The sequence below is a fragment of the Colwellia asteriadis genome (assembly GCF_039523295.1).
GTDB lineage: Bacteria > Pseudomonadota > Gammaproteobacteria > Enterobacterales > Alteromonadaceae > Colwellia > Colwellia asteriadis.
Map to the genome: position 1 here is coordinate 245,177 of NZ_BAAAFA010000007.1, position 13,484 is coordinate 258,660.

At 32.9% G+C, this 13,484-nt stretch carries 9 protein-coding genes; 3 read left to right on the top strand and 6 right to left on the bottom strand.

Annotated elements, in window-relative coordinates; translation table 11 throughout:
- Nucleotides 1–119: 119 nt before the first annotated feature.
- Entirely contained in the window at nucleotides 120–830 is a 711-nt protein-coding gene (locus ABD005_RS11730) for a VC0807 family protein (protein ID WP_343817580.1), read from the top strand.
- Between the two features lie 151 nt (nucleotides 831–981).
- Here the strand turns inward: ABD005_RS11730 and hemH are convergent, their stop codons facing one another.
- The 3 genes from hemH to ABD005_RS11745 all read right to left on the bottom strand — a co-directional run bounded on the left by hemH (nucleotide 982) and on the right by ABD005_RS11745 (nucleotide 4,015).
- Nucleotides 982–2,061 (bottom strand): ferrochelatase, encoded by a 1,080-nt coding sequence (gene hemH, locus ABD005_RS11735; protein ID WP_343817582.1) that lies wholly within the window; start codon nucleotides 2,059–2,061, stop codon nucleotides 982–984.
- A gap of 711 nt (nucleotides 2,062–2,772) precedes the next feature.
- On the bottom strand, nucleotides 2,773–3,426 hold the full coding sequence (locus ABD005_RS11740; RefSeq protein ID WP_343817584.1) for a DsbA family oxidoreductase: 654 nt from the start codon (nucleotides 3,424–3,426) through the stop codon (nucleotides 2,773–2,775).
- Between the two features lie 40 nt (nucleotides 3,427–3,466).
- The gene (locus tag ABD005_RS11745) at nucleotides 3,467–4,015 is read right to left on the bottom strand and encodes a carboxymuconolactone decarboxylase family protein (protein ID WP_343817586.1); all 549 of its coding nucleotides are present in this window, start codon (nucleotides 4,013–4,015) and stop codon (nucleotides 3,467–3,469) included.
- 262 nt (nucleotides 4,016–4,277) lie between these two features.
- Here ABD005_RS11745 and ABD005_RS11750 point away from each other — a divergent pair, with 262 nt between their 5' ends.
- Nucleotides 4,278–4,862, top strand: coding sequence for a TetR/AcrR family transcriptional regulator (locus ABD005_RS11750; protein ID WP_343817588.1), 585 nt, complete (start codon nucleotides 4,278–4,280; stop codon nucleotides 4,860–4,862).
- Nucleotides 4,863–5,384: 522 nt separating this feature from the next.
- Entirely contained in the window at nucleotides 5,385–6,146 is a 762-nt protein-coding gene (locus tag ABD005_RS11755) for a hypothetical protein (protein WP_343817590.1), read from the top strand.
- Here ABD005_RS11755 and gapS1 read toward each other — a convergent pair whose 3' ends face one another.
- Genes gapS1 through ABD005_RS11770 form a run of 3 tightly spaced genes read right to left on the bottom strand, consistent with a single transcriptional unit; the run spans nucleotide 6,147 to nucleotide 13,456 of the window.
- Nucleotides 6,147–7,634: a GapS1 family protein gene (gene gapS1 / locus ABD005_RS11760; protein WP_343817592.1), complete on the bottom strand. Its 1,488-nt coding sequence runs from the start codon at nucleotides 7,632–7,634 to the stop codon at nucleotides 6,147–6,149.
- 50 nt (nucleotides 7,635–7,684) lie between these two features.
- Nucleotides 7,685–9,823 (bottom strand): KAP family P-loop NTPase fold protein, encoded by a 2,139-nt coding sequence (locus tag ABD005_RS11765; RefSeq protein WP_343817594.1) that lies wholly within the window; start codon nucleotides 9,821–9,823, stop codon nucleotides 7,685–7,687.
- Nucleotides 9,824–9,862: 39 nt separating this feature from the next.
- Nucleotides 9,863–13,456, bottom strand: a complete 3,594-nt coding sequence (locus tag ABD005_RS11770; RefSeq protein ID WP_343817596.1) for a hypothetical protein — start codon at nucleotides 13,454–13,456, stop codon at nucleotides 9,863–9,865.
- Nucleotides 13,457–13,484 lie beyond the last annotated feature (28 nt).

Genomic DNA, 13,484 nt, shown 5'->3' on the forward strand with positions numbered 1-13,484 from the left:
CAAATAAGTACTGTTGTTCTCTAAAAATTAACCAATAAAATACTTAATTACGCTGGCTTCTTCACAAACAATGCTTGTGTGAGTTAACATAACCATACGAACATTCTTGGAATAACTCAATGACAACAGCACCACAGGCAAAAGCAGATCCAAAAAAGAACAACCCATTATTAGAAATTGTATTTAATATACTGATCCCTTCGCTGATTTTAATGAAGTTATCAGGTCCTGAATATTTAGGCACTTTGGTCGGGTTGATAATTGCCTTAGCCTTTCCGGTTGGTTACGCCATTTATGATTTTATTAAAGTAGGCTCGTTAAACTTTATTTCTTTATTAGGTTTTTTTAGTACCTTACTCACCGGTGGCATCGCCTTATTTGAGCTTGATGTAGAATGGTTAGCAATTAAAGAAGCGGCAATTCCGGCCATTATTGGCTTAGTAGTTTTATTATCAGGCTTTTTTGGTAAACCATTATTAGCAAAATTACTGTTAAACTCGTTTATCTTTAATCTCGATTTAATTTATGACACCTTAGATAAAAAAGGTAAAACAGAGCAATTCAAACGCAAAATTAATACCGCAAATCTTGTGCTCGCCATGACGTTTGTATTTTCTTCTACGATGAATTATTTATTAGCTAAATGGATTGTCACTAGCCCTGCAGGCACAGTGGAGTTTAACGAGCAGCTCGGTGAAATGACATTGCTCAGCTACCCCGTTATCGCGATTCCTTCAACCTTAATGCTGTTTGGGGTACTGTTTTACGTTATCAAGATGATTACGCAGTTAACGGACATTAAATTTGAAGATATGATGAATGCTAATTAGTGCAAATCTTTAATCTTTAATCTTTAATCTTTAATAAAATAGTATGGCGCTCAATAGAAAGCGAACCACAAAAAAGCCGCGGTACACACTGATAACATTCAGTATTTGCAACGGCTTTTTTATACTTCTGTAACCCTATTAAGCTATAGACTTATTGAGCAGCACCTAATTCTTTTGCTAACGCTGCACGTTGCTCGGTATCAGTAAAGCCTGACCAACCGTGTAAATGTTGTTCAAGTAGTTCACTCATCATCTCAATATGGCTGCTATCAGCATTAAGCGCTTCTATGTACTCGTAACGCTCGCCGCCAGCTTCGATAAAATAGTCACGGTTTTCAATGCCAATTTCTTCAATGGTTTCTAAACAGTCTGCTGAAAAGCCAGGACAAACTAACTGCACTGACTTTACGCCTTGCTCAGGTAATGCCATTAAGGTTTTATCTGTGTATGGTTGCAACCACTCTTCTCGACCAAAGCGCGACTGAAAAGTGGTCATGAATTCGTCTTTTGCTAGACCAAGGTTTTCTGCTAATAAACGTGAGGTTTTATAACATTCGCAGTGGTACGGGTCACCATTGGTTAAATAACGTTTAGGAATACCATGGTAGGTGAAAATCAATTTATCTGCTCTACCGTGCTTTGCCCAATGTTGACGAATTTTATCAGCAACAGCTTCAATATATGCTGGAAAGTCATGGTAGTGATTAATAAAACGTAGCTCTGGAATGAGTCGCTTTTTAGCAAAACTCGCTGCAACCGCATCAAAGGTAGAGGCTGTTGTAGAGGCGCAATACTGCGGATAAAGTGGCAATACGGCAAGCTTTCTAACTCCCTGTGCAAGCATTTTACTCACCACAGAGTCAATTGATGGTGAGCCATAACGCATGGCAAATTCAACCATTACATTATCGCCATATTGTGCTTCTAGCTTTTTACGTAATGCATCTGTTTGGTCTTGGGTGTGAAATAATAGCGGAGATCCTCTTTCGGTCCAAACAGTACTGTAAGCATGAGCCGAGCGTCTAGGACGAATATTCAGTATAACAAAATTGAGTACCAGCCACCAAATGAACCGCGGCACCTCAACTACGCGAGGATCTGACAAAAACTCACGAAGATACTTTTTCAACTGAGCTTTTTTAGGAGCATCTGGCGTGCCCAAATTAGTAATTAAAACACCTATTTTGTCATGTTGCTTATGGGAAAAATTAGGATTACCTTCGTATTTCATCTACCTGCTCTACATAATTATGATTTTAAAACAATTAATACGCTAGTTTACGCAGAATGGATCCGCTTGTAACGTAATATAATGAATTTGAGTGCTGAAATAGCAGAGCTAGTATGCAAGCTCTGAATATTTTATCGTCTTATAAAATGGGTACTTACTCTAAGTACCAACGCTTATCGTTATTTTACTTTATTCTAATGAGATAAATGCTGATTTCGCTCTTACTCTAGCAGGAAGCTTGTCATCATCTATTAATTTATATCAATAGATATTACTAAGGGGGCGAAATAACGTTAATAAGTATAAAAATATGAATTATTACAGCTAACTTAGTTAGGGCAGTTGATCTTTCGAGATTGTTTTTGCAGCGAATTGGTAGGTATTTATACAAGGCAGAGCCTTTGTAATGTAGTTATTCAGGACAATAAGCTACATCCATGTAGCGTTACCTAAAAAGGCGATAAGGCTGTAAAAATGACTAATAAACGCTGCCCGAAGGGTTCGGCTAAAAGCGTTTTACGCTTTATTGAGCAGTATTTGCTTAGCATGACTAGGCAACACACTACTCGCCGCGATTAAAGCCCTTTTAGCTCGAACAAAAGTTAACCGTGAAAGATCAACCGCCCCTAACATTTTAGTTGTGATTTATTGAATAAGCCTACCGCAACTTTATAAAGCGCTAGTTAGGTAACATTCAGAGCGCTTACTTATTTACTTACTTTGCTCTGCAACAAGTTCACGTAATACTTGCGTAAAGGTTGCTTGAGGCTGAGCTCCCGTTAATGCACTAGTACGATTAAAAACAACCGTAGGGACACTAGATACTCCCATTTGTTGCCACTGTGACTCAAGCGCTTTAACGTGGGCTTTAAGGGTATCATCTTCTAATGCCGCTTGTGCCTGCTCAGCAGAAATACCTACTGCGCCAGCTTCTTTAATTAACACCTCACGCTTTGAAACGTCTTTATGCTCAGTAAAAAATGCCGAAAACAAACGCATTTTCAACGGTGTTTGTTTACCTAACTGATGTGCATAATCAAGTAAAATATGCGCATCTAAGGTATTCACTATTTTCATGCCATCAAAATAATCAAAGGTAAAGCCATACTGCGCACCTAAGGCTGTTAAGTTTGCTCTAGCTTTATCACTATCTTCTTTTGAAGAGCCGTATTTTCTAGCAACATGTGCACGTAACTCTTCGCCTTCTGCTGGCATATCAGGGTTAAGCTCAAAGGGTTGCCACTCAATTTCAACGTTATCTTGTAGGTTTAATTCATTAATGGCCGCCTCTAAGTGCTTGTAGCCAATAACACACCAAGGACACATTACATCTGAAATGATATCTAGTTTTATTTTTTTACTCATCACTACCTCTTAGCGGCCAATCATTAACTTATTCTAACGACTATTTTGTCCATGAAAATGGTTCAAACATTGGATCTACGGGTGTTTTCGCGACATGATTAACATAGTTACTAATCACTTTTTGAGATAAACCTAAGATAATCTCTAACGCCTGCTGCTGAGTATAACCTGCCGCAAAAAAAGCGGCTGTTTGCTCTGCTGTTACATTACCGCGTTCACGTACCATAGCTAAAGTAAAATCATGTAATGCTTGTAATTTATCTGTTGGCATAGGTTGTTGATTACGTAATGCCTCTGTAAGAGCGGGATCAACATTCATTGAGTTGGCAATAGCGGTATGCGCGGGTACACAGTAACGACAGCCATGTTCTACATTAATGGTTTGCCAAACAACGGTGAGCTCTTGTGCATCAAATGACGTTGCAGTGAATTGTTGATGTAATTGGGTATAAGCTTGCAAAATCTGTGGTGATTCAGCCATAACCGCGTATAAGCCTGGAATAGCGCCCATTTGTTTTTGCGCACCTTCTAAAATAGCTTTGCTGCTCTCTGGTGCCGTTTCTACTGTATGTAATGTAAAAGTACTCATATGCTTTACTCCAATCATAAAAAATTTAAGGTCTATTTAACACTGCTAAGTCATAAAGGAACTGCTTCATAGCCTTTATAATAAAACGTACTATAGAACAACATGAACGATCGTTCAATATTTTATTTGAGCGATCGTTCAAATAAAATATAAGCGACTGTTTACTATTGAATTTATTTATTATCAGTAACTTTATCTTTACCTAATAAAGACAAAACCCTACAATTGAACGAATGTTCAAAGTAATTCTCTAGGTAGCAACATGGCCAAGGTAGCAAAATTTGACCGCGAAGCAGTTATAGACATAGCAACTAAGCTATATTGGAAAAAAGGCTTTCACGCCACTTCTATGCGTAATTTACAAGACGCAATAGATATGCGCCCGGGTAGTATTTACGCCGCCTTTGGCAGTAAAGAGGGTTTATTTACCGAAACATTAAGAAATTACACTGACATGGGCATTGAGCAATTGAAACAATGTCGACGTGAAAATAGCTCTCCTATTGAAGCACTTAAAGCCTTTATGAAAGCTCAAGTCATTGATACTCAAAATAGCGCTCCTAATGGGGTCTGTATGCTAGCTAAAACCATTAGTGAACTCACTAATGAAAACCAAGCGTTAATTGATATTACCAAAGCGCACTTAGGCGAAATTGCCACTGAGTTTGTTAAGCTTATTGAAGAGGCGCAAGTATTAGGTGAAGTTGATAACACTAAAAGTGCACAAGAGCTTGCCACCCATATACAAATCCAACTTGTGGGCTTACGAACTTATGGCAAAGTAAACAACGATAAAGCTCAACTGAACAACATTATTGATAATATTTTTAACCACTATCCCTTTTAAAATAATCCGTTGAAGCTTTTATACAAGCTTAGCAAGCAGCTAATTAGTAATATGAGACTCAACGTGCCACAATCAACAAGCAACAAGCAACAAGCAACAAGCAACAAGCAATGATATTTAATTATCGAGTAATGTTTTACAATTCAAAGATACATCGAATAAATATGCAGGCTCAACGTAATAAAGCATATTGCTTGTATTATAAGTTACCAAGTTAACCAGAGAAGTCTCAAAAAAGCGCACTATAGAGTTATCACTAAAAAGTTCAAAGAGCAAAAATTGATGAATAACACAGAACAGCCCTCTATCCTTTGGCACGATTATGAAACCCATTTGATTTATAAAGATAATTTAAAGTTTATTTAATTTAGGTACACACAGGGGTACAAAAACAAAAGGTATATAATAATATGTTTTCTAAATTTATATAATTCTCCACTATTCTTTTTATTTAAAGACTATACAATCCCATCATCTTGATAAATAATTAAAAATTATAAAACTTAATAAGCTAGAGGGTACATGGACAGTAAAGTTATAGCGGCATTAATTGGATTAATAGGAATATCTCTTGGTGCTTTATTAGGTGGTGTTGGATATTACTTAAAGTCTAGATCTGAAAGGCTCCAAGCCAAAAAACTAGTCTTATTTCATCTATTAGAATTTCGTCACCTCCTTAAGTCTTCATATGCTGATCCAAAAGAAATAACAGCAGAATATCTTAAATGCTGTAAATCATGCTTCTTAAAATTGGGAATTAATGACGATGAAGACGCTCCTAAGGAATTAAAAGAGTTAATAGAAAGTCACATGACAAATCTGTTAAAAGTATTGAGTCCAGAAATCAGTCCTGAGTTTATCAATGCATTTGAAAATTCACTACAGACCTTATGCAAAGATGATCCTGTTTTAGCTTTTCAGCTAAGGGGCAAAGAAAAGTTAACTGAAGTGCTAACGACACAAGAAAATTACATTATAAACTTTAGCAATTTAAATTTCTTAGGCACTTCTCAACAAGAGAGCGAGGTTGTTGAGAAGCAACTTGATAATATGAATAACAAAGCTACCAAGGAGCTTATTAAAGATATTGATAAGGATATATCATTAGTTTCTAGACATTGTGGTATTTTCACTTGGTACGGTTGTAGAAAGATTATAAAGAAAAAATCTAAACCCAAAGTCTGCTTTAAGGATATGGGAATTGAAAAATTACTTGAGGAAACTTTCCAAGAGTTTTTAGATTCAGCCAAGAAATCAAGTGACGTTGTTAACATAAACAATTAATTAGGCTATTGATAAATTTTCTCTAAAATCTAATAATATTTTATCAGTTTCTTCCTTCAAAAATTTAGGTGGAACAATTTGATCTACAAATGAATTAACATGTTGAGAAAATTCGAACTTTTTACTTAACCCTTCATCATCATCCGCAATAGCTTTTTCTAATATATCACCAATATCAAATTTATGATTTTTTACTAACGACATCATTAAGTCAAAACTATCGACTGTAATAAAATAAATTCTCTTCAGGTCGATCCTAGCTTTTTCATTGATAAATTCATTTATAGAATCAATCTTATCTTTAGCTACAGTGTCGTACAACAATTGTCCATTTCCAAGATATAATTCTTTATAGGTTACAACTAACAAACAACTCCCCATTTTAAATTCAGGTAAGTTCTCACCACCATTTAATAATAAGTAATTGTTAAAAGCTGACGCTTGTTCTATCGCTTTGATTGCACTAGATTTAACTTTATCTAAAATGATTTTAGGGTTGTCTGTAACCTTACCTAAATATGGCATTTCTACACCCTTCGCATCAATAAAAATATTGAAATTCTTTTGTTTAATCACATAATCAATACATTTATTTTTAGGTGGCAGAAATTTTTTTAAACAAGATTCTTCTACATAATCTAAATTTGCATATTTAAGGCCTTTGAGAAGATATTTTTCAAACATTTTACCAAAACTTTGCATGAACTTTTGAGGCTCATCAGCTTTCAATGTGTCATATAAAAAATGCTCAATACATCTGTATAATATGAATGGGTCTACACATGTATATTTTAGACCGTGCTTTACTAAAGGGTATTTAATAAAAGGAGATTGTTCATAATATTCCGAATAGTTTTCTTTAGATAAATCATCTTTAGACAACCTTTTCCTCAAGTCTCTAATATTTATACTAATTGAATCAAGAAACAGTTTAACTAAGCTTTCAGAATAATATCTAAATAATGGCGAGAATTGGTTTACTTCTACTGTATGTTTTTTACCACTATGAACAAACGCAATCAGGGTAAAACTAAGAGAGATAAAATCTTTTAATTCAAACCCATGTTTTTTCTTAAAAAGTAATTTTAAATTATGATTATCGGGTAAATATTTAAATAAAAGACTATTTCTCCCTACGTCTAATATTGAAAAATCATGCTGATAGATAAACTGTTGATATGCCATGTTCCTCATAAATTGATGTATATTATTATGGTCTGTTGGCATTTTCACCAAATCAGCCAAGCCATAAACAGCATTAAGAATAGCCATATAATGGTTATTCGTTAAAGGCTGTATTATCTTTTTATTTTCATTAATAAAAGCCCATTTTACAACTAACAAGACCAACCAAGGATGCCTTTGAAGCCTAGACTCTTTATCATTTCCAGCATCGTACAAATAACGTAATGAAGTATCTAAAATATCCATAGAATCGTGCTTAGAAATTAAACTTTTTACTTTTTTAACTTTTCGTTCATATTTCATTTTGAATACTCAAAATCATGCATATTTAATTATTAAATTGGGTTATTCGGCTACTGCCTATTAAATGTATCGGGATCTTGTTTAAAAGCTTCACATTCAGTCAAAAACAAATCTAAACACTTTCTATCATTATTCTCAGATGTTGAAAGCAGACTACTAACAATAGATTTTGCAAACTCTAAATCTACAAAAGTGGAAAGATTTTTAACATTTAATCTTGTTATTGTTTTACTTACCCTATCACCCCAAGCATGAGAATGAGATTTAGTAACAAAGCCAGATAAAAGAAAAATCAGATCCTTTGGATTTTCATCCAGCTTTTTCTTAATCCACTTTTGTGGCTCACTCTCATCAGCCCACCCCTTCCAAGAATAGAGCAGGTCTACGGTATTATGGTTAATTATTAACTTGTTGGTTTTTGAAAGCTCCCGTATTTTAGATAAAGATAATTTTTCAAGTTCTTCTTGATGATTTAGTTCAATTAGATAATCATCTTTAACATCTTCCTTATTAGAATATTTTCCATGTTGCTGCCCTAGAGATACAGCTTCATGGCACATCATTATTACTGCATTTCCGTTTTCATAAGCAACTTTGAGAGCTTCAAAGCGAACTTCTGTATCATTGCTTAATTTTCTCAAGCATTGATACATGAGCCGACCTAACCTAATATCATTGCCTCCAAAAGAAAACATCTCTTGAGATTGGTCACATTCCAACAGCAATTCATCACCAATCAGGAAAATCATAGAAATTAAATTCTTTAGTTGAGTTTCATTAAGATCGTCCAAGTAATCCAATATACGGTCTAACACAACGCTTATTTTACTTTTACCATTAGGTAATATTTCAATCGCCAATGTTTGAAAATCATCAACTAGATCAGTTAGTTCTACTGTACGACAGACTACTGAATTAATTTCATTAAAGCTAATGCTGTTTATAGGTAAAGAGAATCTAAAAAAAGTAGAAAATAGATCTGGGCTACATATTTTCTTTTCCTTTCTCCAAAATGGCATATGATCATATCCATACATCATATTTCCAGTTATAGATTCGACTTTAGGGAACATTCTTTCTAAGAATGCTTTAATGTTTACATGAGTGGTATTTTTAGCTTTAGTAAATACTTCTTGTAGTAGCTTTTGATTCGATTCCCTTTCTACCTGTGAATTTCTTGACTCAGATACAACACCACTGAATAGGTGTTCGTTCCTTCTTATAAAGTCGTAAATTTCAGGCTCAAAGACCCTAATTGACTCAATAGCAATAAAGTCACAATAACTAACCTCTCCTGCTACAGGCGGATACGTGATACTTAGCGTATTTGTTAATCTAACAACATCTCGTGGCGTGGTGAGAAAATACTTAATACCATCATGGTATAAGTTACCAAAATAGGTATGATCATGTTCCTCTTCGGGAACATCACTAAAAATTAGATTTATTTTATCAAAAAATAATTTACTTAATTCACCTTGGTCAGGTGCAGGTAACTCAAAAGGGACTTGAATTATTTTTTCTATATAGTCATTTCCATTTACATTAAGAGCTTTTTCAATTGATTTTGCAACAACATTTCGATCAAAAGCAAGAACATAAGCAATATGAGGAAAGTTTGCGACAGCCTTTACTAATTTAAATAATTGTTTTACTTCATCACCAGTTAATCGATCAATATCATCTATAATTACAATGATTTTTCGTTTTTCAACTTTAAGTAAATCTTCAATTTCTTGCTTGATACTATTTAAATCTGATCCAAGTAACTTCTTTAATAGTGCATCAACAGCCTTGGCTTCTGCTATCGGTGCTTTTGCCAATACGTCAGCAATAATACCAACTTTTTTTGCTAATTCTTTACCTCTAGACTTCCAGTTTGAGAATAAAGATCTCAACTGAGAAAAGAATGATTTTAATAATGCTTCCTCACCAGAAAACCACCAAGGATTAAAATGTAAAATAGAAATATCTTGATCTAATTCTTTAAGGTGACTTTCGAAAAATGATAATGCTGTCGATTTCCCTGATCCCCACTCACCATAAATTGATAAAACAATACCGTCATCGAAAGATCCTTTATATAAACTGTCAGCCAAACTTTTAGCAAAAAAACTGTAACCGAGAGCATCATCTGAGATTTCTGTTAGAGGTTTATCAGAAGATAAATTATTATGCTTTTTTGTCATATGTCATCCTAATAACTGGGGCTTGAAAATAAGCCACAATTAATGAAGTAAGTTCATTACATAATGAATAAATTGAACCTCTGTACCACCACGAAGCCTTTTTTCAGTGAAACAAAATAAGTTATCCGTTTCTTTTAATTTTTCAATACAGTGATTAGAAGCTTTTTTATATTTTTCAGAAGTATACTTTTTAATATGATTAACATATTTTGATTTAAATCTATCAAATGACTTCCCTTCATAATAAACGGCAAAAATAGCTACTGGACTAGCGTTAGTATCATATTTAGAAACTTTATCTAAATGATCATTTAAATATTTTTTATTTAAACAATTAAGAATTAAGGCCTCAAAAACTGCTATAGATTCACCAGTATGGCTCCTTAGTAATCCATCGACTTCACCCATACCTTCACCAGAGGAAGACTCTCCCAATTTATTTTGATCTGACACACTCCAACCAAACATTGAAAATTTGTTCTTAATTATTTTCAAGTAAAAAGCTGAAATATGATCTTCTGCAACTAGCCCAAGTTTACTTTTATTCTTGCTTTTTTTGGGAGTCTTTATTTCCTGAAAATATAAACGCTGTGAAACTAAATCTTGAAATACCATAAAGCTGGTATCATTAATTAAGTGAAAGAAATGATTTTCATTTATTGTAGGTGAGGACATAACCCTAGCAATTTCTTCATGATTAAGAGATCTGATATCTCTCCAATTATCAGTTAGAGATTCAATTACATTTCTAACAGTTACCCCACCATCAAGTTCTGATTTAATTACATTCAATTCAGGGTGAATGATCAAATTACTAAGTTTTGATATTTTTCCTTTAAGCTCAATGGAGTTAGATTTTTCAACGTTATGATATTGAATAAGTTCAATAAGATATTCTTCCGCAACATCAGATGTTTCACTCCTCATACATTCGTTTATATATATTTCTGCAATTTTTAATGAAAATTGCCTCTGGTCAGATAAATCATTCCATATTTGAGTAAAGCTAGATGAATTATTAGAAAGAGAATAAGCTTTTAATAATAAAGCCACTTCTATTTCAGAACAGTTTTCTAAGTTAGTTTTACAGCTTTTTCCTGATAATGAAGACCATTCGGCAATAGATTCTTCCAAGCTGGCTACGTAGTGTTCTGACTTTTCATAGGCTATTATTCTTGCATCAAAAAGAGCTGTAATATAAAGTTCTTGTCGATGTGAATTACACAGCCTTTTAAGAATAAGGCAAGATTTATTTGCATCACTTTCAAAGTAAACAAGAGCTTTTATATAATTTATATAAGCCTCATTAGAACGTGATAAGGGGTGAGAATTATTATTTTTTAATGGATTTTCTATCGTTCTTATTTTGTCTATTTTTTCATCTACACTTAGATTTTCATCTAACACATTGATCAATTTATATTGAAAACCAATCGAATCCCAATCATTTTTAAAAGACTTATGGCTAGATTCTTTACCATCCTCTTTTAGGATATTTCTAACATCACTTAAGCCTATAGCATGGGCTAAATTAACACTTTCTTTAATTTCATCAGTCCAAGAAGCATCCTTCAATTTAGTGTCATCACGTAACAGGATTAATTTAACAATTTCAGCAACACGATCTTCTTTCGAAAGAGCGTTAGCATATAAAAGAAGCTGAAAAGTAGTTGGATCTTTTCTATTCAATAATTGGATAAAACTATTGAATTGCTCATCACTAAATTGATCTAAAATAGAACTAAATTTTAAATTGATTGAAACTTTATTCGACTCATTAATTAAACTCTTACTTGAACCATAATCAAATAAATCAAATTCATCGAAAGAGAACTCTCTAATGAACTCTATAAACTCATTAAAAATTTTTACCTTAAAGTCCTTATTTTCTTGTGATTTAAGCAAGATAATTAAATGAGTACCAATAATCTCTTTTAGGTGATAATCATTTTTATTAAATAATATAGAAGAATAAGAGCTTTTGATTACCTTCAAAATTTCATGGGAAATCAAGTTACTAATTGAGCTATTAAGTAAATACCATGGATATTCATCATATAACTCTTTTGGACTAAATCGAAGGTTACTAAAACTATTTCTCTTTTCATTACCTTTATCTGTTAAATGAGATATTTGTAAGTTGAGCCGTTGAACATATATAGCTGCAATACGCTCCTCTAATTGATGATTCTTTTGTACTTTTAATAAAAGAAACAATAGATGGAAATATGCATGAAAGTTATCTTCATATGACTCTACAGATAACTCTAACGCGTAATTTTGAATATTTTGGATTAGAGGTAGTTCCAGAGTAGAGACCAAACTGACAAGCTTTTCATTGGCTGTAACATTCTGTAAACCGAAAGATGAAACAGATGCAATTGAAACAGCCATTAGTGAATTATAAAAAACTACTATTTTTTCTTGCTCTGGACAATGAAAAATGGATTCGGTTAGGTGCGCTGTAGATAAATTCCAAAGAACTGTTTCTAATGATTTGACTTCCTGCTCATTTCTCCAAGGTATATCCACCATCTTATATGAAGCCATAATATGTAAAGCTAAGGGTATAAAATTTTTATTTGAAAAAAGAAAACGTAGTAATTTATTTTGATAAAAATTACCTGAATTAATAAAGTTGATTGTTAAACAGCTTGATTGATTAGCTGACTCTATAAAACGACTTAAAATATTATAGTTATCATCTTGATTTAATAGATAATTAATTAGTTGAAAATCAATACTATGATAATCAGGATGCATATGTTGGTTTTTAAACCAAATAAAGGCATCTTGTATTGACGTAATATTTACATTTTCATCTTTTAATAAAACATCTAATTGTATTGTGCCATTACAGATACCATCTCTTTTTAAATAGACTTGATCACGAGCTTTGTTCCAAGATAAATCACATGATTTACTTTTCGATTCAAAATATAATAAAGTATTTTCAATGAATTCATTTTCAGAGGCTTTATCAATAAATATAACTTTCCAAATATCGACTCTTAAATGAATAAAAAAGTCTATAAACGTTGTAAAGCCATCTTTTTCTTTTGAAAGAGATTTCCACAAATATCCAAAAATTATCCCTTCGTCATCCCCTAGTAACTCATTAGTAAAGTGGACTTTAAATTTTACTAATTCATCAGTAAAATCAAAGAGAAAATCATTACTATCTTTATACGCATCTGAAAGGAATTTGTTTTCACTTAAAGAGCTTTCCAATTCACTTTTAAGTAAAACAAACTTTGGTACATTTTCATCTTCGTTTATCCAAGTTTTAATTTTTTTAGTTATTGGAAAAAGTCTTTTTTCAAGTTCTGATTCCCCATCTCTATAAATGTCCCTAGGAAGCATTTCAATATTTTCATTTACTTCCTCTAGAAGTAAGGAATCAATAAGTTCACCTACGCTTATTTCGTCTTCTGCATTATCGTATTGTGAATTAATATAGCCCTGTACTTTAGCCCTACAGTTTTTACTAGGTAGTAATTTTGATTTTAAAAGAAGCTCAGCAACACCGTTAGCAATTGAGTGTGTACTCAAACTTGAATAACTTGGTGAAGGAAAGCTTTTATTAAGGGAAATTAACTTAATAAGGGATTGCAAAGTATCTGAATACAACATTTAGTATTTAAGTCCGTTTTATATTTAT